At 65.2% G+C, this 26,060-nt stretch carries 29 protein-coding genes and 2 pseudogenes; 8 read left to right on the top strand and 23 right to left on the bottom strand.

Features of this window, described 5'->3' with window-relative positions:
• Window positions 1–206 precede the first annotated feature (206 nt).
• A complete protein-coding gene (locus FOZ70_RS02015; RefSeq protein WP_219704842.1) occupies window positions 207–1,649 on the top strand; it encodes a sensor histidine kinase in 1,443 nt (480 codons plus the stop codon).
• A gap of 13 nt (window positions 1,650–1,662) precedes the next feature.
• Here the strand turns inward: FOZ70_RS02015 and FOZ70_RS02010 are convergent, their stop codons facing one another.
• Window positions 1,663–2,136: a thioesterase family protein gene (locus FOZ70_RS02010; protein WP_021158078.1), complete on the bottom strand. Its 474-nt coding sequence runs from the start codon at window positions 2,134–2,136 to the stop codon at window positions 1,663–1,665.
• A 244-nt stretch (window positions 2,137–2,380) separates the two neighbouring features.
• Here FOZ70_RS02010 and FOZ70_RS02005 point away from each other — a divergent pair, with 244 nt between their 5' ends.
• A complete protein-coding gene (locus FOZ70_RS02005; protein ID WP_219704841.1) occupies window positions 2,381–3,319 on the top strand; it encodes a response regulator in 939 nt (312 codons plus the stop codon).
• A gap of 372 nt (window positions 3,320–3,691) precedes the next feature.
• Here FOZ70_RS02005 and FOZ70_RS02000 read toward each other — a convergent pair.
• Window positions 3,692–3,910: pseudogene (locus tag FOZ70_RS02000) on the bottom strand (Fic family protein); the annotation flags it as partial.
• A gap of 229 nt (window positions 3,911–4,139) precedes the next feature.
• On the opposite strand from FOZ70_RS02000, the gene FOZ70_RS01995 reads away from it, so the two are divergent.
• On the top strand, window positions 4,140–4,454 hold the full coding sequence (locus FOZ70_RS01995) for a hypothetical protein (RefSeq protein WP_021158081.1): 315 nt from the start codon (window positions 4,140–4,142) through the stop codon (window positions 4,452–4,454).
• A gap of 179 nt (window positions 4,455–4,633) precedes the next feature.
• Here the strand turns inward: FOZ70_RS01995 and FOZ70_RS01990 are convergent, their stop codons facing one another.
• From FOZ70_RS01990 to FOZ70_RS01955, 9 genes and pseudogenes are all read right to left on the bottom strand, one after another.
• Window positions 4,634–4,819 carry a hypothetical protein gene (locus FOZ70_RS01990; RefSeq protein WP_059856008.1) on the bottom strand — a complete coding sequence of 62 codons (186 nt, stop codon included), beginning with the start codon at window positions 4,817–4,819 and terminating at the stop codon, window positions 4,634–4,636.
• Between the two features lie 121 nt (window positions 4,820–4,940).
• Complete coding sequence (locus FOZ70_RS01985) at window positions 4,941–5,969, bottom strand: hypothetical protein (RefSeq protein ID WP_219704840.1); 1,029 nt, start codon at window positions 5,967–5,969, stop codon at window positions 4,941–4,943.
• Between the two features lie 300 nt (window positions 5,970–6,269).
• Window positions 6,270–6,455, bottom strand: a pseudogene (locus FOZ70_RS37905) (transposase); the annotation flags it as partial.
• Window positions 6,456–6,543: 88 nt separating this feature from the next.
• Entirely contained in the window at window positions 6,544–6,762 is a 219-nt protein-coding gene (locus FOZ70_RS37900; RefSeq protein ID WP_081057244.1) for a hypothetical protein, read from the bottom strand.
• 284 nt (window positions 6,763–7,046) lie between these two features.
• Window positions 7,047–7,289 (bottom strand): hypothetical protein, encoded by a 243-nt coding sequence (locus FOZ70_RS01975; protein ID WP_059710545.1) that lies wholly within the window; start codon window positions 7,287–7,289, stop codon window positions 7,047–7,049.
• Between the two features lie 67 nt (window positions 7,290–7,356).
• The gene (locus tag FOZ70_RS01970) at window positions 7,357–7,920 is read right to left on the bottom strand and encodes an Hsp20/alpha crystallin family protein (RefSeq protein ID WP_219704838.1); all 564 of its coding nucleotides are present in this window, start codon (window positions 7,918–7,920) and stop codon (window positions 7,357–7,359) included.
• Window positions 7,921–7,939: 19 nt separating this feature from the next.
• Window positions 7,940–8,110 carry a hypothetical protein gene (locus FOZ70_RS01965; protein WP_226193240.1) on the bottom strand — a complete coding sequence of 57 codons (171 nt, stop codon included), beginning with the start codon at window positions 8,108–8,110 and terminating at the stop codon, window positions 7,940–7,942.
• A 151-nt stretch (window positions 8,111–8,261) separates the two neighbouring features.
• The gene (locus FOZ70_RS01960) at window positions 8,262–8,669 is read right to left on the bottom strand and encodes an Hsp20/alpha crystallin family protein (protein WP_021158086.1); all 408 of its coding nucleotides are present in this window, start codon (window positions 8,667–8,669) and stop codon (window positions 8,262–8,264) included.
• Window positions 8,670–8,684: 15 nt separating this feature from the next.
• Window positions 8,685–9,125, bottom strand: coding sequence for an Hsp20/alpha crystallin family protein (locus FOZ70_RS01955; protein WP_021158087.1), 441 nt, complete (start codon window positions 9,123–9,125; stop codon window positions 8,685–8,687).
• Window positions 9,126–9,374: 249 nt separating this feature from the next.
• Here FOZ70_RS01955 and FOZ70_RS01950 point away from each other — a divergent pair, with 249 nt between their 5' ends.
• Window positions 9,375–9,758: a hypothetical protein gene (locus FOZ70_RS01950; RefSeq protein ID WP_021158088.1), complete on the top strand. Its 384-nt coding sequence runs from the start codon at window positions 9,375–9,377 to the stop codon at window positions 9,756–9,758.
• 367 nt (window positions 9,759–10,125) lie between these two features.
• Here FOZ70_RS01950 and FOZ70_RS01945 read toward each other — a convergent pair whose 3' ends face one another.
• Both FOZ70_RS01945 and FOZ70_RS01940 read right to left on the bottom strand, forming a co-directional pair.
• The gene (locus tag FOZ70_RS01945; protein ID WP_021158089.1) at window positions 10,126–10,434 is read right to left on the bottom strand and encodes an H-NS histone family protein; all 309 of its coding nucleotides are present in this window, start codon (window positions 10,432–10,434) and stop codon (window positions 10,126–10,128) included.
• Between the two features lie 106 nt (window positions 10,435–10,540).
• A complete protein-coding gene (locus FOZ70_RS01940) occupies window positions 10,541–10,774 on the bottom strand; it encodes a flagellar transcriptional regulator FlhD (protein ID WP_021158090.1) in 234 nt (77 codons plus the stop codon).
• A gap of 356 nt (window positions 10,775–11,130) precedes the next feature.
• Between FOZ70_RS01940 and galU the strand changes: the two genes are divergently transcribed.
• From galU to FOZ70_RS01920, 4 genes are all read left to right on the top strand, one after another.
• Window positions 11,131–12,015 (top strand): UTP--glucose-1-phosphate uridylyltransferase GalU, encoded by an 885-nt coding sequence (gene galU / locus FOZ70_RS01935; RefSeq protein WP_021158092.1) that lies wholly within the window; start codon window positions 11,131–11,133, stop codon window positions 12,013–12,015.
• 29 nt (window positions 12,016–12,044) lie between these two features.
• Window positions 12,045–12,644, top strand: a complete 600-nt coding sequence (locus tag FOZ70_RS01930) for a phosphatase PAP2 family protein (RefSeq protein WP_219704837.1) — start codon at window positions 12,045–12,047, stop codon at window positions 12,642–12,644.
• A gap of 298 nt (window positions 12,645–12,942) precedes the next feature.
• On the top strand, window positions 12,943–14,136 hold the full coding sequence (locus FOZ70_RS01925; RefSeq protein WP_059486123.1) for a hypothetical protein: 1,194 nt from the start codon (window positions 12,943–12,945) through the stop codon (window positions 14,134–14,136).
• Between the two features lie 80 nt (window positions 14,137–14,216).
• Window positions 14,217–15,344 (top strand): sialidase family protein, encoded by a 1,128-nt coding sequence (locus FOZ70_RS01920; RefSeq protein ID WP_219704881.1) that lies wholly within the window; start codon window positions 14,217–14,219, stop codon window positions 15,342–15,344.
• A 61-nt stretch (window positions 15,345–15,405) separates the two neighbouring features.
• Here the strand turns inward: FOZ70_RS01920 and FOZ70_RS01915 are convergent, their stop codons facing one another.
• From FOZ70_RS01915 to FOZ70_RS01870, 10 genes are all read right to left on the bottom strand, one after another.
• Window positions 15,406–16,341 (bottom strand): KpsF/GutQ family sugar-phosphate isomerase, encoded by a 936-nt coding sequence (locus tag FOZ70_RS01915; protein ID WP_059485706.1) that lies wholly within the window; start codon window positions 16,339–16,341, stop codon window positions 15,406–15,408.
• Window positions 16,319–17,134 carry a 3-deoxy-manno-octulosonate cytidylyltransferase gene (kdsB, locus tag FOZ70_RS01910; RefSeq protein WP_219704836.1) on the bottom strand — a complete coding sequence of 272 codons (816 nt, stop codon included), beginning with the start codon at window positions 17,132–17,134 and terminating at the stop codon, window positions 16,319–16,321. Before kdsB ends, FOZ70_RS01915 begins: the two co-directional genes overlap by 23 nt.
• Window positions 17,118–17,669, bottom strand: a complete 552-nt coding sequence (locus FOZ70_RS01905; protein WP_059485703.1) for an HAD family hydrolase — start codon at window positions 17,667–17,669, stop codon at window positions 17,118–17,120. The genes kdsB and FOZ70_RS01905 overlap by 17 nt, the downstream gene beginning before the upstream one ends.
• On the bottom strand, window positions 17,666–18,511 hold the full coding sequence (kdsA, locus tag FOZ70_RS01900; protein ID WP_021158099.1) for a 3-deoxy-8-phosphooctulonate synthase: 846 nt from the start codon (window positions 18,509–18,511) through the stop codon (window positions 17,666–17,668). The genes FOZ70_RS01905 and kdsA overlap by 4 nt, the downstream gene beginning before the upstream one ends.
• A gap of 93 nt (window positions 18,512–18,604) precedes the next feature.
• Window positions 18,605–19,687: a glycosyltransferase gene (locus FOZ70_RS01895; RefSeq protein ID WP_219704835.1), complete on the bottom strand. Its 1,083-nt coding sequence runs from the start codon at window positions 19,685–19,687 to the stop codon at window positions 18,605–18,607.
• Between the two features lie 54 nt (window positions 19,688–19,741).
• On the bottom strand, window positions 19,742–20,716 hold the full coding sequence (locus FOZ70_RS01890) for a glycosyltransferase (protein WP_219704834.1): 975 nt from the start codon (window positions 20,714–20,716) through the stop codon (window positions 19,742–19,744).
• On the bottom strand, window positions 20,713–21,243 hold the full coding sequence (locus FOZ70_RS01885; RefSeq protein ID WP_021158102.1) for a serine acetyltransferase: 531 nt from the start codon (window positions 21,241–21,243) through the stop codon (window positions 20,713–20,715). The genes FOZ70_RS01890 and FOZ70_RS01885 overlap by 4 nt, the downstream gene beginning before the upstream one ends.
• A gap of 1 nt (window position 21,244) precedes the next feature.
• On the bottom strand, window positions 21,245–22,444 hold the full coding sequence (locus tag FOZ70_RS01880) for a capsular biosynthesis protein (protein WP_060088768.1): 1,200 nt from the start codon (window positions 22,442–22,444) through the stop codon (window positions 21,245–21,247).
• A gap of 28 nt (window positions 22,445–22,472) precedes the next feature.
• Window positions 22,473–23,705: an oligosaccharide flippase family protein gene (locus tag FOZ70_RS01875; protein WP_219704833.1), complete on the bottom strand. Its 1,233-nt coding sequence runs from the start codon at window positions 23,703–23,705 to the stop codon at window positions 22,473–22,475.
• A 63-nt stretch (window positions 23,706–23,768) separates the two neighbouring features.
• Window positions 23,769–26,006, bottom strand: coding sequence for a polysaccharide biosynthesis tyrosine autokinase (locus tag FOZ70_RS01870; RefSeq protein WP_059485693.1), 2,238 nt, complete (start codon window positions 26,004–26,006; stop codon window positions 23,769–23,771).
• Between the last annotated feature and the right edge of the window lie 54 nt (window positions 26,007–26,060).

Below are 26,060 nucleotides of genomic sequence, written 5' to 3'. Positions count from 1 at the left end.
CCCATGGCCAGTTCCTGATCACGACGGCGATCGATTATCCTATTCAGGATCCGCCACGCGCACGATCCGCAATCGAGATGCGCGAAACCCTCGTGGACCAACCCGCCCGCGCTCGCTCGCCTGCCGCTGCATGCTACTCTCGCAACCGGCACCGGCCAGGACAGTACAGTGGTGCGCGACCAGTGAACATTGTGGATTCACGCATCATGTACTCGATCTTGCCCGCGTTCGTCTCCGCGTTGTTTCTCGGGTTCGGCCTCTACGTGCTGGCCACCAAGGGCCTCACGCGGGTCTCCGTCCCGTTCGCCTTGATGTGCGCGGCGACCTTCGTCTGGCAGGGAACGTGGGCCTTCCTGTTCCAGACGGCCGACGCGGACGTCGCCAGCTTGCTGGTCAAGGCTGGCTATCTGTTCATCCTGTTCCTGCCGACGACCTTCTATCATTTCGTGACGGAGATCGTGTCGCGTCGGGACGAGCGGCCGTTCATGTTCGCCTCCTACGGCCTGTGCGTGCTGCTGGCCGTGCTGCTGGTCACGGGCAATGGGGTCGTCGATGGATTCCGCCTGCATTTCTTCGGCCCGTATCCCAACGCGGGCCCCCTGCATCCGCTGCACGTCGTGCAGACCGTCCTCCTGGTCGGCCGCAGCGGCTGGCTCCTGATCGAGGCACGACGACAGACGCGCGCGCGGGATGTCCGGCAACTGCTCACGCAATGTCTCGTCAGCCTGGGCCTCTACTCGCTCGCGGCCACCGACTACGCGGTGAACTACGGCGTCGAGTTCTATCCGGTGGGCGTATTGTTCATCGCGATGAGTCTCGGGATTCTCGCGACGTCGATCGTCCGCTATGGCCTGATGGGCCCCTATCTCCTGGCCGCGACGGTCGCGCACGAAGTGGCCACGCCGCTGGCGGCGATCGGCCTGCACGCGGACGAGCTGCGCAACGTCCTGCCGGCGCTGCTGCGCGGGTATCGGCTGGCGGTGGAGCACCGGTTGTGCGCCGACAGCTTGTATCCGGGGCAGCTGGACCGGCTGCCGACGCTCGCATCGTCGATCCGGCGCCAGGTCGACACCACGAGCACCGTGGTCGAAATGTCGCTGGCGTCCTTTACGCTGGACCGCCTCGATCGCCACGGCTTCGCGGCCTATCCGATACGGGCCTGTGTCGACGCCGCGGTGGATCGTTTTCCCTTCCGTCCGGGTGAGCGCGACCGCGTGTCGGTCGGCGCGATCGATCCGGACCTCCGGTTCTCCGGAACCGACTCGCTCGTGATCTTCGTCATCTTCAACCTGCTGAAAAACGCCCTGTATGCGATCGACGCAAGCGGCCGTGGGCAGATCGAGATCGACGCGCATCGCAGCAACGGTTATTGCGTGGTGCGTTTCAGCGACACGGGCCCGGGCATCGCTCCCGAGGTGCTTCCTCAAATCTTCGACGCCTTCTTCTCGACCAAGTCGCACGGGTGCGGCGCGGGCATGGGCTTGAGCTTCTGTCGCCGCGCCTGCGAAGCGCTCGGCGGCGCCATCGCGTGTGAATCCATCCCCGGCGTCCGGACCACGTTCACGATTCGGCTGCCGGAGCCCGGCTCGCCGGCGGACCAGGCATTGCGCGATCCGCCGGCGCCCACCCGGCACTATCGCATCGGGTAAGGCAGTCTCACCTTCAGTTCGCGGCGGACGGCAGGATCAGTTCATACGCCTTGACGCGCTCGATGATGCCCGCCGGAAACCGGCTGATCCGCTTGTCGGGACCGGCGAACACGATCTGCTGGTACCCCAGCGACACCTGTCGTCCGTCGACGTAGAAGCGAAACAGCAGATACGCCGAACACTGCCGAACCTCGAACGTATTGAGGAAGCAGTCGACGCGCTGGAACGGAAACGTCTCCTGGACGTATTCCTGATGCGCGCGCTTCGTCACGAACGAACCGCCGGCCGCCAGCAGGTTGTTGTGGATGCATTCGTGAAACCAGCGTTCACGGCACACGCCCTGCCATTCGAAGTAGCGTGCGAAATAGGTATTCATGAAGGCATTGGAATCCTTGAGGTAAATGTCGACCACGTGGTGGAAGGTTTTTTCGGACTGATGTGCCGTTTCGTTTGAAAGAACGTGAAGAATCGCGTCTTGCGTCAACATGGATAACTCCTTGAATCGCTACTGGCGGTAGCGGCGCATTCCTTCAACGAGAAGGAATGGCCAGATTCTCGCCGTGCAATTCTGTTGAGCGCTTCGGTCAATACATGCCAAATTAGTGGTTGACAAATGGTTGATGCAAATCCCACTTTCGCCGGATAATTGGCCCGGTCATGCAACGCGGCCGTCATTTTTGGAAACGCGTCTCCGTTATCGAATCTTTTTCTGCTGATTTATCGACACTCGTATGCAAACCTTCGTCAGGCAGCCGGTGCTTTATCCCGTGTCCGTGGTGTTTGTCGACGACAACCCGGATTTCCTGCAGGCGCTGCGGGGCGCATTTCCGGATGAACACCTGAACCGCTTTTTTACGCAACCCCGGGTGGCGCTCGACTTCGTGTCGTCGCGTGACGTGGAGATGCCGCCAACGGCCGCGGACTATTTCGGTGCGGAGAAAAAAGGCGGCAATGCGATCGGCGAGGATGCGCTCTCCGATCCCGCCCGATTCGAGGCGGTGGGCGCGGTGGTCGTGGACTTTTCGATGCCGGAGGTCGACGGCATCCAGCTTCTTTCCTCCATCCGCAACGCAAACTGCATGAAAATCCTGCTCACCGGCGTTGCCGACGAGCGCGAGGCGGTGGACGCGTTCAACGCCGGACTGATCGATTGCTTTCTGAAGAAAACCGACGTCGAGATGCCGCGCAAGCTGGCAACCGTGCTGGACAACGCGAAGCGCAAGCACTGCGCGGCTCGCGGGCACATCAGCCTGCATGAAGCGGGGTCGACCTACCGGGATCCGAGGATCGTCAAACTGATCGACGAAGTGGCCGCGCGGGAAGGCATCGTCGAATACTACTGGCGCCCCAATCAGGACGCGGTGCTGATGTTCGACGCCGCGGGCGCGCCAAGCGTATTTCTCGCCTGGAACGAGGAGGACTGGTCGTTTCACTGCGATATCGTGTCCGACGCGAACGGTCCGGCCGAATTGCGCCAAGGCATGGAGGCGCGCAGCATCATGCCGCTGTTCTGGCCATCGCAGGCCTATCGGCCGGGCCTCGCCGACGTCAAATGCGCGGCGCCCCTGCCCGTTCCGGGATGGAACGGCACGTTTTACAGCTGGACCCGCCTGGACGATACGGCCACCGAACGCGAGCTGCCCACGTTGGCAAAATGGCGTCACGCTTGACGGATCATCCGCCTGTCTTCAATCAGGTCGTGCTGTCGTCGAGTCGGCAAGCACTCGATTTGAAGCAATCCCTGTCAATGTTGACAGTTATCGGCGGCGCCGACTTTTGTTTCAATAGCGCCCTATTCCGAGGGCCACCCACTATTCCAATCAGGTGGCACATTCATTCAGGGCAGGTATCAGAGGCGCGAAAGGGCCATTCAGCAAGCGACTGATACCGCTGAGTATTGTTTCAGGTGCCGCTTGGCAAGCCTTGGCGGATCTGGTTCGATCTACGCCGATAAAACGCAGCAAAATCAAGGCTCCCTGATATCCCCGCGCGACCTCGATCGGTCGGCGGCACGTTTCCGGATCCGGTGCCCATCGCGGTCGACCATCAATGAATGGATGGATCTTCGCGAATCGCGTGTGCAGCTCCGCCGCCCGCTCGACCGGATGCATGTCTCCAGCCGCTTCATACCAGTCGATCAGCGCGGCCATTTCAGCAGGCAGATGCATGAAATCCGGCGGGGTTGTACTCGCACCCGCGATCACCACGTTTTCGCGGCGATACCGGCCCGCTTCTTCAGCATCGATGCCCTTCAACCATAGTCCCCGCCACTTGCTCCGGTCGGGCGTCGTTGCTTTGCTGCGCTTCCAGCGCCATTCGACGTATCGGTTCAGGGCCGCGCGGTTTTCGGGTGATTCAGGGAGACACATCGGTGATCACACCTCGAAGGCCCACTTCCTCGCGGCGCCCACTGCCATCGCACGACATGGCCGATTTTCGGTGGATCCTCGGGCAGCGTTAGAATAGCGCCCCTTCTCATGGGAGACGAAAATGTCCTGGTTCGTTTACGAAGTACCCGAATACCACGAAGACGCTGCGCGCATCGAGCCCTTCAGCGACCTGCGCAACCGTGTGTTGAAAGTCGGTGACCCGGCCATGGCTGACGAACTGGAAAGCGTTCGCGAGAACGCCGCAGCGACCGCCGACACGCCCGAGCGCCCCCTGCGGACCCCGGAAAATCCGCATGTCTTTCCGATTCCTTACGCCGAATCCATGATCCTGGTCGGGTTCATCTTCGATCTGAAACGCGAATTCCGGCAGCTGGTCGTGTCACCCGTGGAAATGCCCTGGCTGAAAGACGCGTAAGAAGCGGTCGGAACGGAAGCGCGACCTCGCGCTCGCGCGCGCTTCCCGTTGACGTTTGGTCAGGCCCGGCACTCACTCTCGGAAGAAACCGGTGCCTGCGTCGGGCATCGGCGCAGGAGCGAACGTCGGCGGCAACGCGAAGGCGCGACAGGCGCAAGGTGCCTGCGATCGGCGGTTCTCTACAACAACGACAACTGAGCCGGCATGCTTGTGCGACCTGTCTGATCGCTTTCCTTTACCGCCAGGTCCTGCCGGTCCGTGGGCTGTGCATCGCCGTCGTCCTGTCGATATTTCCGCGCCCAATCGACGCCAAGCACATCAGATGAGAACACAACGCCGGGCGCAATCTGAACAAGCTGGCTCATCTGCGGATTCTCCTGGAGCCTGTTGACAATATCAAGCAAACGAAATCAAGGATCGGGGAAGCACGCGCGCTACGGATATCCACTACTGCCGCCTTGAGTTGCGGCAGGCCCTAACGGTAAATCATGGCCAGAGGCTACCCTTCTCGCCTAACCCACGCGCAGCCAGGCGGACCTCGGCGTCGTCGTTCCATTTCATGCTGCCCGAAAACAGGCTGACAGAACGAGTAACCGGAGACCAATCCCGGTCACGCAATGCATTCAGGTCAAGCGCCACGCCCGAAGCGCGAAACTCCCGCAACCGGTCCTGCACGTCTAGTCCGGGTAATTCAGCCAGGTTCCGGCAATTGAACAGCGACAGCCGTTCCAACTTCGCGCCGCACAGGTCCAGCCTCGAAAGCTGCAACTGGTCCTCGATGCGCAGGGCAGAAAGCGAGGGCAAGCGTGATAGGTCGCCCAACGTGGAAAGCCCGCGCACGCGCAGGATTTGCAGCATCTCGATGGTTGTACTAGACAGGTCGTCGATGTCATCGCGACCGCCCAGGATCAGCGTCATTTCCCTCAAGTTCGAGATGGCCGAGATGAAGCCGAGCGGATGCTTTTTTGCATAGGAACTGAGCGTCAGCTTGCGCAGGCGGGATAGACCTGCGATCGCGTCGATATCCTTTGAGTGGCCTTGGATGAATAGTTCGGTCAGCGATCCACACCGCGCCAGAGGCGACAGATCGATATTCCGCTTATGGTTTTCAGCCAGCACAAGCCGCTCAAGTCGGCCAACGTCGATCGTGTCGAGGAAGTCGGGCCGATTCAGCTTGAAAACCCCGAAACTCAGGCGTTTCAGCTTTGGAAGCAGGCCGACTTCTTCTTCATGGACGATCTCGGAAAGGCAATCGACTGCAAGGTCGCGTATTTCGGGCAAATGGCGCAGCGAGGCCGCATCGAACGGCGTCCGGTAGTGCCCGTAGAACCGGACCTGAAGGCGGTCCCCGGCTAGCCGGCAAGCTTCGTTCAGCGATTGCAGGATCACCGCGTTGTAGGCTTCGGGCGTGCTGAACTGGACAACCAGCTGCCCGTGCTCCCCGCAGGCCTCCGCGATCTCGATCGGCGAAAGCGTTTCCGGGTCGGTAACCCGGCCACGGTCTACCTGCAGCATGCACTCCCCCGCTATTCGTTAATGGCCACGTCATTAGATGGCTACGGGCCACATCTTAGCGCCTCCTGAAGCCTGCTTGATATTCCGAACGCTGGTGGCACTTACTCCGCGTCGCGCGTTATCCGACAGTGATTTAGACAAGCCATATGAACGAAGCGGCTGCAGCAAGAAGGACGCGTAGCGCCGGGACAATTTATCGTATCGGGTCGCCATGCGAGGGAACTGTTTGATTCGAATAGAGAACCGTTCGACCAGATTGCGGGAGCATGCCGGCCTGGGACCCGCGCGCGAATCGCTTGTTATGCTGTTCCAGCGCCCGAATTCTTCTCGGAGGTCGCGCCACGGGCTGCCTGTGCGGGCAATCCACGAAACAGCCTCGACAAATTCCCGGTTGTCGATTGCCGGTCGGCCTCGACCTCCCGCCTTGCCGGGCAGCAACTGCGCAATGTGTTCGTATTGGTCACCTCGCAACAGCCCCCGCACCATGCCCGCCTCGCAAAAGACAGGATGTAAACAGATTGCCGTTGAAGGTGACAGCGCCGGACGTCGTCTCGTTGCTTTTGGTCGACAGCCCCTAAGCAGCCTGAACGTCGAAGTGTGCGGCTGCATAACGTGCACTGCAGTTCCACACCTCGACGCCGTCGCGGGTGAAGGTGGCCCATCCATCCTTGACGATCACCTCTGCACCGGGAAAGACATCACCATATCCATTTGCCGTGGCAGCGAAAACCGTTCGCTCGCGACACGTCGCCCAGTATTTCCCGTTTTCCAGGGTTAGCGGCTTTGTGCTCAATCGACGACTCGACTCATTGTTTGATCAAAAAACGATCGCGTTTCTTTGCTCCCGCAATCCATTGAGGCGCCCTGTCGGGGGCATGAGCAAGGTAAGCGCAATTCCCTATCATAAGCCGTGACGTCAGGAAATCTGTTGTTATCGGCCCGGCATCGACCCTACCCTTTCTCGTCGCTTGTATTCACGGTCGCTAACCGGCCGTAGCGATCGGAACCGGGAACGAATCGACCATCAATTCCGCAGGTGCCTGCTTCGCGCCCGGCCCTCGGCTTTCGACCGGCACGCTAGATCCGCCGGACATACCGCTCCGAAACGACCGAGCGTTGCTGGATCCATGCGACGGCAAGCTCCAGCGCTTCATCGCGTGCCTCCTGGGCATTGGCGAAATCGCCGTCGACGCCGAGCGTGCGTGTTTCGCCGTCCCGGTCGGTGACCATGGCCGCTGCTGCGTAGCGATTGTTTTCGGTGGCGGTTACCACCGGCCGGACCTCGCAGCCGTGATACGCGATGACGTTGTCCGTTTGCATATGACACCTCCTGCAGCGTGTTGCGCCTGAAGCGAGCCCGGCGATGCGGGATCTTTGCGTGCTTGCCCTAGCCGATATCGATCGTGCGACTGGCGGACTGCACCGGCTCCGATTTCGGCACGGTCAACGTGAGCACACCGTTGTCAAACTTTGCCAGGGTGCGGTCGGGGTCGGCGTTTTCAGGCATCGGGATCGTGCGCATGAAGCTTCCATGGGCGCGCTCCAGCCGGTAGCAGCCGTTTTCCTCGTCGCGCACATCCTGCCTTTTCTCTCCACGCAGCACGATTGCCCCATCCTCGACGCTCAGCTTCAGATCTTCGCGCTCCATTCCGGGCAGTTCGGCGGTCACGCGCAGCACCAGCCCCTCATCGACGACGTCGATACGCGGCTGGAAGCGCGATGAACTGAAGTCGCCAAACCAGCGCTCGAGCACGCCTCGGCCGGCAAACGGGTCGTGAAAGAACGCCTCCATTGCACGCCACGGGTCGCGTGAGAACAGTCGCGGGATGTCAGGCCACGAGGCCCGCCACTGTTCGTCTGTCGGCGGACTTTCCGTGCCTTCCGCATCGGACTTGCGAGCAGTTCCGCGAAGGAACTTGAAGGGGTTCCACTTTTTCAAATCGGTATTCATGGCGTCCTCCGATTCAGCTTCAATCTGATTTCACCGCGTACTCGACCGCATCGCGCCGCGCTTCGGTCGCGCTTGTCCAGCGTTCGCTGAAACGCGGCAGATGCCGGTCGGTCAACACCTCATCGCTCCGTTCGATTCGGACTATCCGGACGATGGCGACGTAGCCGTCCAGTGCGGACAGGCGGGTCACGATCCGTCACACGGGAATCGCATGGAGATCGATCGCGTGTCCATTACAGGACTCCTGCATAACATCAGACACCCGCCCCCCTGCTCCCGGTTCGCGCAGGCGGCAGCGCGATCGCTGCCGCCCTGGTTGCCGACCTGCCGTTGCCGACGGGTCAGCCGGTCCTGACTTCAACGCGCCGTGGGCGCGCCTCGTCGCGGCGCGGGATTGTCAGCTTCAGCACCCCGTCCTGGAGACTCGCCTCGATCCTTGACGTATCGAAGTCCGGTGACAGCGTGAACGTCCGGGCGAAGTGCGGTTCGCGGACCTCGGCATGCTGCAGCCGCAGATTTGCCGGCGTCGGCACCGCCGCCTCGGCCTCGATCGAGAGGTTGTTGTCGTGAACCTTGACGTCCAGCTTGTCCTTCGTCACACCGGGCAGATCCGCCCATAGCGTGACGACCTGGCTGTCCTCGTATATGTCGACGGCCGGGACGAGCGTGATCCGGCGCCTGGGTTGTTCGGTGCCGCGACGTGCGACGTTGGACGGGCCGCGTTCGGCCAGTTGGGTCGTGTCATTCATGATCGGCTCCTCGGATTACTGGACAGTGATGGCGCGCGGCCTGGACGATTCTCGCCTGCCGACACTGATCGACAGGCAGCCATTTTCGTAGCGCGCCTGGACCTTGTCCGGATCGGCGGTGTCGGGCAGCTCGATGACGCGCCTGAAGGCGCCGGCAAAGCGCTCCTGCGCATACGTACGCGTCGCGCTTCCCGTGTCGGGCTGTGTCGATTTGCGTTCACCGCTGATGGTCAGCAAGCCCTTGTCGATCGATACGTCGAGTTCGGTGGCGTTGATGCCCGGGGCAAAGGCGACGATCTCGATCGACTCGTCGGTCGCACCGATATTGATCTGGGGAAACGCGCCCAACCGGCCAGCGCGGATGCTGGACGGGAAGCCGCCGAAGTGTTGCGCCATCTGCTGCTGCAGGCGGTCTAATTCGCTGAAGAGGTCGGTTCCGAAGTAAAGATCGCTCACGATCGTATCCTCCTTGAATGCAGCCGGGGGGCGAACGGGCCTACGCGCTCCAGTTCGCCTGCCAGACTGCCGGCAAACAAATAGAAACACGCAGCACGCGGGATCCGGAGGCCCGCGCGTCTGCCTGAGCGAAACTCAAGATAGACACTCTGCGAAAAATTTCAAGGTCCGTCGGCAGATTTTTGCACTTGAAATTCCGGTGCTGGAACCTATCATCGCTGCGGCTTGGAACTGCATGCGGAGGACGCCATGGAATTCGACACGGACTGGCTTACGCTGGGCAGGCATCGTATCCGGCTACGCTCGACGAAGGGCTTTCCGACCGAGACGATGCGTACTGTGACCGAGGTCGTCAGGCTCGCGATCGACAACAACATGAGTGCGCGGGCGCGACTCGTCGAGGTCGTCTGCCGGCACGAACAGACCTACGACGTGCTGGTCGGCACGACGATGGCGGAGGACAAGGTTTGTGCACCGCAACTTGAAGCCGCGGTTGCGGTTGTGCTGGGCCTGTTGCCCGACCAGATCAACATCACGGTCACCCCGGTCACGCAAAAGGAGGTCGATCTGCACTTTGGCGTGTACGAGCGGATGCTGTCGGAGAAGCTGAGTACGGCTCCGCCGACCCGCTGACCGATCGGTGCAGCGCTCCGCCGCGCGTCAGCAGCGTCGTGGCCGACATTCAGCTCGGCTGGACGCCAGGCGGGCAGCACCGGGCACTTGCTGCTGTTGCCGTGTCTGAACCAGCGGGGGCGCGGTGAAAGGACGCGTTGCCTGCCCGGGTTCCGGAATCCAGTTTGCGCCGACGTGTGATCCACGAGCATCGTTTCGACCGGCGCGGGACGACGAAGCGCACCATCTCGATGGGATCACCGCAGCTCAGCGTGCATCGGGAGACCGGCAACGCCGGCCTCCCATGCGCACGTCGCGGCATCTCCAGGCCCACACGTCGCAAGCGGCTGCTCCGCTGCCGGAAAGCGGTATTCGAAAGTCGTCACGCTCAGCCGGCGTTGCGCTCGATCAGGAACCGGTCGCGACGGCCGCCTTTGATCCAGGCCGGCTCGCGCCCGCGCCCGCTCCAGGTCGCGCCGGTCTTCGGGTCGCGATAGCGCGGCGCCGATGCGCTCTTTCGCGGCATCGCTTTCGCCGCGCCGCCGTGGCGGCCGAATATCTGCCCGGCGGTCAGCCCATATTCGGCGACCCGGGTGCGAATCTCCTGTATGACGGCCTCGAGTTCGGCGAGCCGGGCTTCCTCGACGCGCTTCATCAATTCATCGGCTTGCGCCTTCAATTCGCGATAACCGGGCATGCAATTCCTCCACATTCTCTTGATGTAAAAAGACGAACGGCCGCGACGGTGCAATCTCGTGAAAAGGCGCGACCGGAACATCCATTCGGGAAAACCGGAAAACAAATCACGCGCGGCCCGGCGCGTTTTCGGCACGAAATTCACAAACCAGCTCGCCGCCGGCCGCGAGTTCATCGATCTGATCCAGCGTCAACGCGTCGATCGATGCAGCAATGGCATCCGAGATACCCAATTGCCGCTTGCCCTGTTCGTAATCGATACGCAATATGCGCTGCGCGAGCACGAGGTACGCCCGGTTGAATTCCGCAATTGCATCGAAGATATCGCCCTGTCCGGTCATGACTGCTCCTGAGCCGACGGCGGTCGTCGCATGCCGCACGCGCGGCGCCGCGACCGGCCGTCCAGTAATGGATGCCTGAATCTATGTCAGGCAATCGACGTCATGCCGACAATTCCTAGATGGCATCCGACATATTCGAAATCGGCAATTGCAATTCACCATTCGCCATTCATCCCTGTCGGATTCGGCCTAGATTCGGTCGCCACTCGAAACGGGAACGCCCATACGATTGTCGAACGGCGCGGGTCCGGCCGCGCGAACGATATGGCACCGGCGAGCGACGATTGCATGCGCGCATCGCCACCTTCCCTCGGCATTGTTGATGCCTGATCCTGAACGGATGGAATTCGAAAATCATGTTGAAAGTGACGAAAGCCGTATTTCCGGTTGCCGGTCTCGGTACGCGATTTCTGCCGGCGACCAAAGCCAGTCCGAAAGAAATGCTGCCGGTCGTGGACAAGCCGCTGATCCAGTATGCGGTCGAGGAAGCGATCGACGCGGGCATCACCGAAATGATTTTCGTGACCGGGCGCAGCAAGCGCGCGATCGAGGACCACTTCGACAAGTCCTACGAGATCGAGGCCGAGCTCGAAGCGCGCGGCAAGGAAAAACTGCTGTCGCTGGTGCGCGGCATCAAGCCGAGCCACGTCGACTGCTTCTACGTGCGTCAGGCCGAAGCGCTGGGGCTCGGCCATGCCGTGCTGTGCGCGGAGAAGCTGGTCGGCGACCAGCCGTTCGCGGTGATCCTCGCCGACGACCTGCTCGACGGCCCGACGCCCGTGCTGCGCCAGATGATCGACGTGTTCGATCACTATCACGCGTCGGTGATCGGCGTGGAGGAAATCGCGCCCGACGCGTCGAGGTCGTACGGCGTGATCGAAGGCAAGCGCTGGGAGGACAACCTGTTCAAGCTGTCCGGCATCGTCGAGAAGCCGGAGCCGGCCAAGGCGCCGTCGAATTTCGGCGTGGTGGGCCGTTACGTGCTGAAGCCGAAGGTGTTCGAGCATCTGCGCGCACTGCGGCCCGGTGCCGGCGGCGAATTGCAGCTGACGGACGCGATCCAGTCGTTGCTGTCGGACGAGCAGGTGCTCGCCCATCGCTACGACGGCACCCGTTTCGACTGCGGCAGCAAGCTCGGATATCTGAAGGCGACGGTCGAGTTCGCGCTGCGGCACCCTGAAGTGGCCGCGGATTTCGAAAGCTACCTGGCCACGCGCATGTCGGCGCTGCTGGTCGCCTGACCAGGCGGGCATCGATCGCGAACCCGGTCATGTGGACCGCCGTCAGCGATCTCGGCGACGCGGCGATGACGCTGCCGCTGGCCGTCGTGTGCATCGCCTGGCTCACACGCTCGACGGCTGGACGGCGTCACGCGGCATCGTGGGCGCTGATGCTCGCGGCCGGCATGGCGCTCGTCGGCGCGACCAAGATGCTGTACGCCGGCTGCGGAATCCAGATCCGCCCGATACATTTCCGCGTGATCAGCGGGCACACGATGCTCGCGTCGGCAGTCTGGCCGATGGTGTGCGTGCTGGCGCTGAGCGACGGCGTGCAACCGCGGGCGAGTTCGTCGCGATCGCTGCCGCTCGGGGTCGGTCTCGCGCTCGGCGCGCTGATCGGCGCCGCGCGCGTGTTCGACGACGCGCACACGCCGTCGGAAGTCGTCGCCGGCTGGCTCGTCGGCTCGGCGGTCGCGCTGGCGTTCATGTGGCGGCACGGCACGCCGCGCGTCGACGCACGCTACCGCGCGCTCGTCGCCGGCTCGCTGCTGGCCGTGTCGGCCGCCGCCTATGGGCGCCACGCGCCGATTCAGGCGGCGATCGAGCTGTATTCGCCGTTCTTGTGCGGGCGGTTCGCGTTTCAGCCGTGACGGCCGCCGCGCGAACGCCCGTCGCCCGCCTCCGGCACGTGCCCCGCTCGGCCGCCCCCGCCGGGAACGGACAGAATGCCGCCCGGATCGGACATCCCGGCTCGCCTGGCCGTCCCGTCGTCTATCCTCGGTCGCCGAAGCGCTTCGTCCCGGACGACGGACGCGCATTCCGCGTGCGACGCGGCACGCAAGCCTGCCCTCCCGGCAGGCATCTTGCCGCGCGTTGCACGACATCTCGCCGCGCGGCGCCGGCACGGCCGGCACGCAGCGGATCCGGAGCCTCCGATCGGGCACACGCATGTCGACCTTGCTCTTTTCAGCCAGCGTACTGTTCTTCTCGCTCAACGCGTTCAGCGTGCGGGCGACCTTCGCCGCGTATGTGCTGCTCTGCGCGCTCGCCTTCCTGCGCGCGCCGACGCTGATGAACCGGCAGCGCCACCTGTTTCCCGTTTGCACGTACTGGCTGATCAGCACCTGCCTCGCGTTCATCCTGTCCGCGTTCGGCGATTTCTACGTGAACTTCTTCATCAAGTTCGTGCTGATCCAGACGTACATCGCGCTGAGCTACTGGATGTTCGCGGGCGGCGTGCTCACGCGGGCATCGCTCGACACCGCGTGCAAGACGCTGATCTACGTGCACGCCGCATTCTTCACGTTCCAGCTCGTCTTCTACCTCGGAACCGGCACCTTCATCGACTTCGACAGCTACGTGCGCGAAGCCGACTCCGAAGCGCTCTATGCGACCAAGGCACTGTCCGACAGCCTGATTTCGATCCGCGCGCTGGGCCTGTATTCCGAACCGTCGTTCTATGCGATGACGGTCGTCCCGAGCGCGGTGATCCTGCTGTTGTCGAAGCGGCGCATCACGCTCGCGCCCGTCGTCGGGTTCGCCACCGCGCTGCTCAGCTTCTCGGTCGCGTCGATGGCCGTCTGCGCGGCGCTGTGCGGGCTGCACGTGCTCACCGGGCGCGGGCGGCTGCGAACCCGGATCGCCGTCGTCGTCGTCGCGCTCGCATGCGTGCCCTGGCTCTACAGCGTGTACGACCAGCGGGTGAACCAGTCGGTCGACTACGATGCGGTCGGCAGCCGGACGCTCGTGCTGACCGAGCTGACCGAGCGCGACGTCGTCGCGGGCGTGTTCGGCGGCGGCCTGTTCTGGGACGAGCGCAACAACGTCGGGAAAACGCATCTGCGCGGCTACCAGGTGCGGGACAGCTCGTTCTACGTCTACCTCGTGTTCGCCGCGGGCATCGCCGGTTCCGTCGTGTTCCTCGGTACGCTCGTCATGCTGTTTCGCCGCAAGGGCCGGCGCAAGTATCTGCTCTATCTGCTGCCGATCCTGCTGTTCAAGTATCACGTGCTCTATGGCATGCTCTGGCTCACCATCCTGCTGTTCGTCGTGCTGGCCGACCAGGACGCGCCGTACCGGCGCACGGTTGCCCGTCCCATCCCGAACGCGTCCGGCGGCAAGCCGCTCGCGCACCTGACATGAACTCACTTCGACCTGCTTCGACGTTCCACGCGCTGAAACGGTCGCTGATCGCCGCGCTGTGCGTGGGCTGCGTGGGCTGCATGGCGACGGCGGCGCACGCGCAAGCCGTGCCCGCGCCGCCCGGCGAGGTGATCGCGCACAGCCGGGCCGCCACGCGCGTGTATCTCGGCTCGCCGTCGCTGGCCGTGCTGCCGAACGGCGACTACGTCGCGAGCTTCGATACGTTCGGTGCCGCGTCGGCGCAGAACGAGGTGTCCGTGTTCACGTCGCACGACAAGGGCACGACCTGGTCGAAGCTCGGCGACGTGCCGGATCAGTACTGGTCGTCGCTGTTCGTGCTGAACGGTGCGCTGTACCTGATGGGCACCAACCGCTCGATGGGCACGCCGACGATTCGCCGCTCCGACGACGGCGGCGAAACCTGGACCACGCCGGTCGACGCGTCCACCGGGCTGCTGCCGTATGCGGGGCGCTACATCACCGGGCCGGTGCCGGTCCTCGTCGATCGCGGACGCGTGTGGCGCGCGTATGAAAGCGTCGAGGACGGCGACCTGCGCGCGCTGGTCCTGTCCGCGCCGGTCGATCGCGACCTGCTCGACGCGCGCAACTGGCGCGTGTCCGCGCACCTGCCGTCGGACAAGCGCTGGCTCGACGGCAAGTTCCAGTCATGGGAAGAAGGCAACGCGGTCGGCCGGCAAGGCGCCGCGCCCGCCGTCATGCTGCGCGTGAACACCGCGAACGGCCCGGAGAAGGCCGCGCTGGTGGCGACGGGCAACGACGGCCGCACGCTGTCGTTCGACCCGGCACGCGATTTCGTCGACCTGCCCGGCGCCGGCAAGAAATTCACGATCCGCTTCGATCCGCAGTCGAAGCAATACTGGACGATCACGAACGCGGTGCCGAAGCGCGCCGGGCGGATGAACCTCGAACGTATGCGCAACACGCTGGTGCTGCTGTCGTCGCCCGATCTGCGGCAGTGGACCGCGCGGCGCGTCGTGTTGCAGCACGCCGACACGAAACGGCACGGTTTCCAGTACGTCGACTGGCAATTCGACGGCAGCGACCTCGTCGCGGTGCTGCGTGTCGCGTTCGACGACCCGGAAGGCGGCGCGGCAAGCCAGCACGACTCGAATTTCATCACGTTCCTGCGCGTGCGCCGGTTCCGCCAGGACGCGGCATCCGGCGCGCTGACGCAAAGCCTGCAATAGCGCGCCGGTGTGCCGGCACGCTTCCCGCGCGTCACCCGACGCCGCGGGAGCCGCCCGTTCGCTATTTCTTGAACACGCCGACGACGTCGCCGCCGTCGACCACCAGCAACGCGCCGATCCGCTGCTGCTGCATCAGCAGCAACGCATCCTCGACCCGCGTGCCGGGCCGCACCGTCGACGGCTCGATCGACATCATGTCGGCGGCCGTGCGCCGCAATACGCCGTCGCCATGCCGCTCGATCGCGCGGCGGATGTCGCCGTCGGTCACGATGCCCCAGCCGGCGTCGCGCCTGACGATCGCGAGCCCGAGCCGCCCCCGTGTCATCGCATCCAGCACGTCGAGCGTCGACATGTCCTCCGTCACGAACGGCAGGTTGCCGCGCGCCATTTCGTCGTCGACCGTCGACAGCAGCCGGCGGCCGAGCGAGCCGCCCGGATGGAAGCGCGCGAAGTGTTCCGGCTGGAAGCCGCGCGCCCGCATCAGCGTGACCGCCAGCGCATCGCCCATCGCGAGCGTTGCCGTCGTCGACGCGGTCGGTGCGAGCTGCAGCGGGCACGCCTCGCGCTCGACACCGATGTCCAGATGAACCCGCGCGGCGCTCGCGAGCGTCGACGCCGGGTTGCCGGTCAGCGCGATCAGGTCGTTGCCGTTGCCGCGCAGGAACGGGATCAGCTTGATCACTTCATCCGTTTCGCCGGAATTCGAAATCGCGAGAAACGTGTCGGCCGGTGTCACCATGCCGAGGTCGCCGTGATAGGCCTCGCCCGGATGCATGAAGAAAGCCGGCGTGCCCGTGCTCGACAGCGTCGCGGCGATCTTCCGGCCGACGATGCCGGACTTGCCCATCCCGCACACGACGACGCGGCCGCTCGACGCGAGGACGATCTCGACCGCCTGCTCGAAATTCGCGTCGAGCCGCGCGGCCACGCCGGCCAGTGCCCGCGACTCGATCTCGAAGACCTGCCGGGCGGATTCAATATGGTTCTGTCGCATCATGGGTTTGCCGTTTGAGAAGGGAGACGACACGGGCGACGTCGTCGGGCGTATCGACGCCGGTGGGCGGCGCGTCGGGCCAGCGCATCACGTCGATCGGCATGCCGAGCCACAGCGCGCGCAACTGCTCGAGCTTTTCCAGTTGCTCGAGTTCGCACGGTGCCGCGCTCGCCAGCGCCTGCAACGTCGCGTTCGCGTAGCCGTACAGGCCGATGTGACGCAGGAACACGCCGCCGATCGAGCCGTTCGCACCTTCCGCCTCCGCCGGCCGCCCGTCGCGGCAGAACGGGATCGCCGCGCGCGAGAAGTACAGCGCGCGGCTGTGGTGATCGACGACGAGCTTGACGATCGCCGGCTCGTCGAGCAGCGCGACTTCCCTGACCGGACAGGCGACCGTCGCGACACCGAGATCCGGCGCCGCGCCGCAGAACCCGGCGAACGCCTTCAGCAGTGCCGTCGGCACGAGCGGTTCGTCGCCCTGCACGTTGATTACCGCATCGGTGCCGGGCCAGCCCAACACCCGCGCGACTTCCGCCGAACGGTCGGTGCCGGACGCATGACCGGCATCGGTCATCGCAAACCGGATGCCGCGTGCGTCAAGCACGTCGGCAATGCGTGCATCGTCGATCGCGACGACGATGTCGGTATCGGGCAGCGCGCGACGCACGCGCGCATGCACGCGGACGATCATCGGCTCGCCGTCCAGATCGACGAGCGGCTTGCCCGGCAGCCGCGCCGACCCGTACCGCGCCGGAATCACGACGCGCACCGTCCGCCCGTTATTGAACGACGTCATGACCGCTCCATTGTTCGAGCAACGGCCGGTACGCGTCGTCGAGCGACAACCCGGCATCCATCAGCAGATGCTCGGCCACTTCGCGCGCGACGCCGCGGCCGCCGGCCGTGCACGCGACATGGTCGACGCGCGCGCGGACGAGCCGATGCGCATCGGCCGGCGCATACGACACGCCGACGCGCGCGATGACCGCGAGATCGTTCACGTCGTCGCCGACATACGCGACCTCGTGATCGTCGACCCGTTGCCGCGCCTTGATGTCCGCATAACCTGCGCCCTTGTCGTCGCAGCCGCTCACGAGCACGTCGACACCGAGCTGCGCCGCGCGCCACGTCAATGCGCCGCTGTGCTTGCCCGACAGGATGCCGGTGCGGATGCCGTGCGCGCGCAACAGCGCGACCGCCACGCCGTCGTGCGCGTGAAAGCTCTTCATGAACTCGCCTTCGTGCGTCACGTGCAGCAGGCCGTCGGTCAGCACGCCGTCGACGTCGAACAGCACCAGCCGCACGGGCCCGCGATACGTCGCGCCGCTCACCGGATATCGAGCGGCGGCAGCCGCTTGACCAGGTCGTCCACCGCCTTAACCTGCTGCAGGAACGCGTCGAGCAGCGCGAGCGGCAGCGCGCTCGGGCCGTCGCAGCGCGCGCGGTCGGGGTCGGGATGCGCTTCGAGGAACAGCCCGGCCAGCCCGACCGCCATCCCGGCGCGCGCGAGGTCGAGCACCTGGCGCCGCCGTCCGCCCGACGCCGCGCCGCCCGGATCGCGCATCTGCAGACTGTGCGTGACGTCGAAGATCACCGGGCAGTCGCCCGTCGTGTCACGCATCTGGCGGAAGCCGAGCATGTCGACGACGAGATTGTCATAACCGAACGACGAGCCGCGCTCGCACAGGATCACGCGGTCGTTGCCGGCTTCGCGGCACTTCGACACGACGTGCTCGATCTGCGTCGGGCTCATGAACTGCGGCTTCTTGATGTTGACCGCGTTGCCGGTCCGCGCGATCGCGACCACGAGGTCGGTCTGTCGCGCGAGGAACGCCGGCACCTGCAGCACGTCGACGACCTTCGACGCCGGCTCGGCCTGCCACGTTTCATGCACGTCGGTGATCACGGGCACGCCGAACCGGCGCTTGACCTCGTCGAAGATCCGCAGCCCCTCGTCGAATCCGACGCCGCGATACGAGTGGATCGACGAGCGGTTGGCCTTGTCGAAGGACGCCTTGAACACCAGCGGAATGCCGAGACGGCGCGTGACCTCGACGAACGTGCCGCAGACGTCGAGCGTGAAGTCCAGGCTTTCGAGCACGTTGAGGCCGCCGAACAGGACGAACGGCAGGTCGTTGCCGACGGTGACGTCAGGGTTGAGGGTTACATTCATACAGTTCTCCACGAAACTGGGGCGGTGTCGGGCGCGTTGCGCCGCGGCGAAAGCCGCGCGATCGCGCCGGTCGGGCGCAGCCGGATGCGGGTGTCAGCGCGCCACCCACGCAGCATAGAGCGGCACGAGCTCGCCCAACAAGCGCGCCTCGCCGAAGCGCTGCCGCGCCTCGCGGCTCGCCTGCCGGGCCAGTTCCCGGCGCAGCGCGCCGTCGACGGCGAGGCGCTCGAGCCACGCGACCGCGTCGGCCGCCGTCGCGTAGATCACGCCGGTCTGCAGATGGCGCACGACATCCACGTTGCCGGCGCACCCGGACACGACGACGGGCCGCCCCGCCAGCATCGCCTCGATGACCGACACCGGCATGCCTTCCCACGACGACGTCGACAGATACACGTCCGTGCCGGCGAGCCGCCGCGCGACCTCGTCGTGCGGCAGCCATCCGGTCACCTCGACGCCTGCCTCGGCCAGCCGCGCCTTCGATACATCGTCGCCGTCGCCGATCCAGACGAAGCGCACGCCGCGCGCACGCAGGCCGTCCGCGATCTGCGCGAACAGCGCCGGATTCTTTTGCGCACGAATGCCGCCGACGGTCACCACGCGCAGGGGGCCGTCCGCCGGCCGCCCTTCGTCACCCGCCCGTGCCGACGACGGCGTATCGACTACCGCATTCTCGACCACTACCACCGGCTGACGCAGCCATGCACGAATCGCGCGGCCCTCGCTTTCCGAGCACGCGACGTACAGGCATTTCCGCACGCACGCGATCCATTCGAGCCCGACGAACGCCAGCCGCTTCACGCCCGAGATATCGCGGCGCATGAACGAGATGCAGTGCGGGCTGTAGAAGAACGCTGCCGTCGGCAGCGCGAACAGCGTCGACAGCCGCCCGAGAAAGCCCGCGAACGACGAGTGCAGATGCACGACGTCCGGTCCGATCTCGTTGAGTGTCGCGCGCAGCCGGCCGACGGTCCGCAGCAGGCCCACGCCTTTCATCTGGACGTGGCGCAGCGACACCCGCGAGTCGAACATTGCGGCAATGGCGGGCGGCGTGTCCGGCCGCACCGAGTAGACGACATGCACGTCGTGGCCGTCGCGTGCCAGGCGATTCGCGATCAGGCACACCATCGACAACGTGCCCGTGGCGCTGGATTCGACCATGTGGACGATCTTCATCGGAATCCGTTCCATGAGGGATGAGCCGTCGCGCACCGACGGCGAATGACGTCGTCACGCATCCGGACGACGCCCCGCGACCGCATCGATGAACGCGAGCACGCCCGACCGCTCGATCACGCGCCCCCATTCGAGCGACTGCATTGCCGCCGGGTCGGGACGGGTCGCGCGGATCCGCGACAGCGGAAACAGTTCGTCGAAGATCGCCGCACCGGTGACGTGGCACTGGATGCCGAGTTCGTGCGCGGTGCGCACGTTCGACGGCGCGTCGTTGCAAATGATCCTCTTACCGAGCGACGCGTATTCGAGCAGCTTCGTCGGCGTCTGGAAACAATGCGGCCGGTGATACGGGAAGAAGCACACCGCGTATTCGCTGTCGCGGACGATCCGCAGCGCGTCCGGCTGCGGCACGCGGCCGACGAAGCGGATGCCCGGCGTATCGACGAACTCGGCGTGGATTTCGGGCTCCGGCTGGCCGACCAGCACGAGCGTGTCCGACTCGTCGCGCTGCGCGTCGCGATAGGCGGCCAGCACCTTGTGAAAACCGCGCTCGCGGCTCATTTCACCGATATAGCAGAACCTGCCGGACACAATCGGCGCGGCATCGGCGCCGCCGGGCGCGACACGGTCGCTGCCCGCATCGGCCCGATCGAAGATCCAGTCCGGCACGCCCATCGGCAGCAGCAGCGCGCGCACGCCGTCGCGAAACGCCATCGCGTCGCGCATCTGCTCGTTCTGGAAGATCCGCAAGTCGGGCCGCACGTTCAGCATGCGCTTCACGCCGTCCTTGACGGCCGCGAGCCGGCCGACCGATAGCGACCGGTAGTCGTGAATCACGAACCGCGCGGGCGGCAGCGCGCGATAGAAACCCATGATGCACCACAGGATGCAGACGTCCCGACCGGGAAAACGCGCGTACGCATCGAGATCGCCGTCGAACACCTCGAACCCGTGCGTGCCCAGGCGGCTGCGGTAAGCGGCGATCTCGGGATAGTTCGCCTTGCCGGGATGCAGAATGAACACTTTCATGTGGGTTCCTGTTCGTTGTCGAGAATGCGCGCGGGAACGCCGACGGCCACGCAGCGGTCGGGCACGTCACGCAACACCACCGCGCCCGCGCCGATCCGCACGCCGTCGCCGACCCGCACCGCGCCGAGCACGACGCTGTGCACGCCGAACTCCACGTGGTCGCCGATCGTCGGCACGCCGCCGAGCGTGCCGTCCTTCCGGATCGTGTTGCCGATCGTCACGCCGTGCCGCAGCGTGCAGTAGTCGCCGATCACCGCGTAGCCGTTGATCACGAGGCCGGTGCCGTGATAGAGCGCGAGCCCCTTGCCGATCTTCGTCTTCACCGGAATCTCGATGCCCATCAGCCAGTCGCACAGCACGATGTAGAGCAGGATCAGCGGCGCGCCGGCCAGCAGCGTGAACCGGCTCCGGCACGCGAGGTAGTGCACGACGCGGTAGAAGACAACCACGCTGCGCGTCTTCACGAACGCATTGCGGCGGCAGTCTTCGGCGATCGCCTCGGCGGTTTGTCGCAACGTGACGCCCATGTCAGTGCCGCGTCGCGAACACGCGCCGGGCCGCATCGGCGGGAATGCGCGCGGCGCCGAAGTAGTCGATACCGTCGACCAGGAACGAATGGATGTACTTCAGCAGCCGCTCGCGATCGAACTCCTTGTAGAAGCAGCGGCCGAGCGACACCACGCGCTTGCCGTATAGCATCGCCTCGAGCCCGACCGTCGAATTGATCGTGACGACCGCATACGCGTGCCGCAGCAGGTCGGTGGTCGGCGACGTGACGATTTCGAAGTGATACGTCTCCTGCAGGCGCACGATCGCTTCGATCTCGGCCGCATCGGTCTCGGCGGGATGCAGCTTCACGAACAGGTCGGCGCTCTCGTTCGCCGCGAACTCGAACGCATGGCGGATCGCCTCGAGATTGTCGACGTCCGAGTGCAACTTGATCTGCGTGTCGCCGGACACCTGCAGCGGCAGGAACACATAGCGGTTCGCCGCCAGCGTGTCGACCGGCATGTACGTGGCCTGGCGCGGCGCCGGCATCCCGTTGCGCGCCCGCACGCTCGCCAGGCGCCGGCGGCCGACGCCGCGGCTGAGCACCTTCAGCACGTAGTTGGCCGCCGACATGGCCTTGCGCGCGAACGATGTCCGCGCCTGCGGCAGCGGCATCTGCTTGTAGCGCTCGTAGGCCGACAGCCAGCGCGCATGCGTGTGCTCGTCGGGCAGCGGCAGCCGATCGATGGCCTCGGGGTTGCGGCTGATCGTCGACAGCGCATTGACACCCAGCGAATCGACGAACAGCTTGCCCGGCAGGTTCGAGATCTCGATGAAGCGGGTCGCGACGCCGTACACCGTGCATGCCTGCCGCACCGCGCGGCACACCAGTTGCTGCCCGTTCCACATCACGCACTGCTCGACCCGCAGGCCGCGCAGCACCTCCGATGCGATATGGAAGATCGCCGCCGACTCGCGCTTCGCGCGCGCCTCGGTCATCTGCCCGTTCAGCACCTCGATCGACAGCTGGTACGGCGTGCGGTCGGCCGCCTGCCCGTCGGGCACGTCGATCGGCATCAGCCGGTTCAGGTACACCGAGCGGTAGCCGCCCAGCAGCAGGCCGAGATGCGCGACCGGTTCGCTCGTCAGGAACGCGAACTCGTATTCGTGCCGCACCGCGTTCACGAGCCGGGTCGCGAAGGTGTAACGCTCGAGGGAATCGATGACGATCAGGATCATGGTGTGCTCGTTCGTCGTTGCGGAAATCTCACGCCAGCGCGCGGGATCGGGACAGGTTCGTGTCGAGGACCCGGTACGTGAGCGCGATGCCGGCCGCCATCAGCGCCGCGCCGGTCAGCGAAAAAACCTGCACGCTCGCCGGGGCCGACAGGTTCATCAGCCTTGCGACGCCCAGCGCACCGGTCAGGCACACGCCGCAGGTCAGCTGAAACAGGAAATCGATGCGCTGCGCGCGCGTCGCGAGAAAGATCTGCGACAGCGGCACGTAGATCAGCTGCAGCGCGAACAACGGCATCAGGCTGTGATAGAACCCGACCGAGCCGCGCCAGCTTGCGCCGAAGAACTGGTTCACGAGCGGCGCGAACAGCAGCAGCCCGCCGGCCATGTACACGACCGCGAGTACCGCGAGCGCGCGGGCGTAAGTCCGGTACACGCGCGGCACCGTCGCGCTCGCATCCGGACGCGCCATCGCACCGATCGCGTCGCGGCGGAATACGCCGCCGACGCTCTGTGCGATCAGCGATACCGGAAAGAAACCGAGCCGGTACGCGGCCGCGAAGTAGCCGGCGCTCTGCGCATCGAACCAGTGCGGAATCGCGATCGACAGCGCGTAGGTCAGCACCGATGCGCACAGCGTCGACGGCAGGATATACAGCGCGAAACGGCGGTTCCTGACGAAGAAAGCGCGCGACAGCCTGAACGCGTACCCGGCGCGATAGCCTGAGTACAGGATCGCCGCAACCATCACGATCGACACCGCCGCGGTCACCCACGCATACAGCGCGAACACGTCGACGCGTCCGCACGCGGAACAGGCGAGCGACAGCACGAGGCCCGCGAGGAACAGGCCGTTGACCACCACGCGCGACAGCGCGATCCAGCCGTAGCGCCGGAGGCTGTTCAGGTAGGACCCGGCGGCCAGCTGCACGAACGTCGCCAGCGCATAGACGGCGACGAGACGGAGATCCCCGCGCCCGGCGACGGCGATCACGAAACCGAACACCGCCGTCACGACCAGGCTCAACGCCGTCACGTTGACGAACGCGTTGAACGACTCGCCCGGCGCGTCGTCGACGCACGCGAGTTCGTAGCGGAACGCGAGCAGCGTGCCGACGAAGGTCGCGAGCGCGAGCAGATAGTTGAAATGGCCGAGCGACTCGGGCCCGAAGCGCCGTCCGATCACGAAGATGCAGGCGAACAGTGCGATCTGGCCGACCACGACGCCGGCGAGCGACACGATCGAATCCCGTGGATTGATCATCTCGCCTCCGTGCGCGGTGCGCGGCCGGATACGCGGGTCGGACCGCCGCCGGCGTGGTGCGCGTCACGCATCCTGCGCCCCGTATTCGTACGCGACGTAGCGATAACCGCCGTACTTCGACCCGTACCCGTACTGCCCGAGCCGCGGGTTGACCCCGTTGAAGATGACGCCGCTCAGGCGGACGCCGTTCTGCGCGAAGCGCTTCGCGGATTCGGCGATCTCGCCGAGCTTCGTCCTGCCCGCCATCGTGACGAGCAGCGCGGTGCCGGCGACCGCGCCGAGAATGCCGGTATCGGGCACGGCGAGCACCGGCGCCGAGTCGATCACGACGATGTCGTAGCGCGACGACAGATCGTCGACCAGCGCCGCGAGATTGCGGTTCAGCAGCAGCTCCGCGGGGTTCTTCGGCATCGTCCCGGTCGAGATGAAGTCGAGACCGTCGACCACCTCGCGATGAATCACGTCCTCCACGCGCGCGCTGCCGGCGATCAGCTCGGTGAAGCCGCGCCCGCGCGGAAAGCCGAGATAGTCGTGCAGCCGGCCCTTGCGGATGTCGCCGTCGATCAGCAGCACGCGCTTGCCGGCGCTCGCCATCACGACCGCGAGGTTCGACGACAGGAAGGTCTTGCCGACGCCCGGCGCGGGGCCGGCGATCAGCACGATGTTGTTCTTCGCCTCGAGCATCGCGAACTGCAGCGCGGTGCGCAGGCTGCGCAGGCACTCGACGGCCGGCTCGTTCGGGAAGTCGATCGACAGGATCGACTTGTGGCCGCTCTTGCGCGCGGCCTCCTCGGCCAGGTCGCGCTGATGGTCGCTGATCGGCACCGTCGCGTACACCGCGAGGCCGAGGCGGCGCTCGATCTCGTTGTGATCGGAGATGCCATGGAACAGCATCGAGCGGGCGATCGCGGTGCCGCAGCCGGCGAGCAGCCCGAGCAGCAGCGATGCCAGCGCGACGAGCGCCTTCTTCGGCCGCACCGCCACTTCCGGCACCGCCGCGGTGTCGACGAGGCGCACGTTGCCGGTCTTGCCGGCCTGCACGAGCTGCAATTGCTGCATGTTGTTCAGCAACGCGGTGTAGAGGTCGGTGTTGACCCTCACGTCGAGCATCAGCCGCACCGTATCCTGCTGCAGGTCCGGCAGGCGCCGGATCTGTTGTTCGGCCGTATTCCGGTAACCGTTCAGCGCGGCGATCTGCTCGTCGATCACCGCGACGCTCGGATGCCGCTCGGTGAAGCGCGACATCAGTTCCTGACGCTTCTGCTGCAACTCGAGCAGGCGCGTCTTCGCGTCGGCGGTCTGGGCCAGCGCGAGCTTCGCCTCCTCGGTAAGGTCGACCGTGCCGTGCTCGTTGCGCAGCTTCGTCAGGCGCGCTTCGGAATCGGTCAATTGCTGCTTGAGCTGCGGCAGCTGACCGCTGAGAAACTCGAGCGACTGCGCGGCTTCCGCCGACTTCCGCTCGATGTTCTGCCGCACGTACTGGCGGCCGATCTCGTTCATCGTGTCGCTGACCCATTTCGGATCGGTGTCCTGCAGGCTGGCGACGACGACGTCCGATTGCTTCACGCGCTCCTGCACGTTGAGGCGGTCGCGGATGTCCTCGATCGTCTTCAGACGCGAGTTGCGCACCAGCACGAACGCGGCGCCGGGCTTCGCGGCGATCGACGCGACCAGCAGCGTGACCGGGCCGCGCGGCGAGCTGAAATGCTCGAGCGTACCGACCGTGCCCTCGACCGGCGCATTGAAATCGCCGCCGTCGAGCCGATAGCGCTTGCCGCCGAGGCTCGTCAGCGTGAACGCATCGCCTTCGTTCTTGCGCGGCACGTCGAAGCGCGCCACGTCGATCCGTTCGCGGCCCCATGCGTAGCCGCCGAAGCCGGCCAGGCCGGGGTCGGACAGGCCGTCGGCATGGCGTGAGATCCAGTCGCCGATCAGCGGAAAACGCTTCGGCCCGGCATCGATGAACAGGTTGAGCTTGTCGACCGCGCGTTCGACGACGAGGCGCGACGCGAGGATCTGCTGCTCGGCGGCGGCCGACGACTTCACGTCGAACAGCGCGGATACGTCACCGAGCAACGACTTGGCGGCCGACGTGTCCGGGCTGTCCTCGACCTGGACCATGATGTTGGCTTCGAACACGGGCTTGCCGAGAATCGCGTAAGCGAGGCCGGCGGCCAGCAGCACGCACGTGATGATCGCGATCAGCCAGCGGCTTTCCAGCAGGATGTCGAGCACCGCGACGAAGTCGGTCTCGCTGCCGTCTTCGGCGGCGTGCTGCGGCGGGGCGGAGGGTTGGGTCATGGCAACGATGGGGAGGCGTATGGGGTTCCAGTGGGGCATCGACCTGTGGCCGCG

The sequence above is a fragment of the Burkholderia sp. COPS genome (assembly GCF_019425585.1).
Classification (GTDB): Bacteria; Pseudomonadota; Gammaproteobacteria; order Burkholderiales; family Burkholderiaceae; genus Burkholderia; species Burkholderia cepacia.
This window is presented reverse-complemented; position numbering and strand designations above follow the sequence as displayed.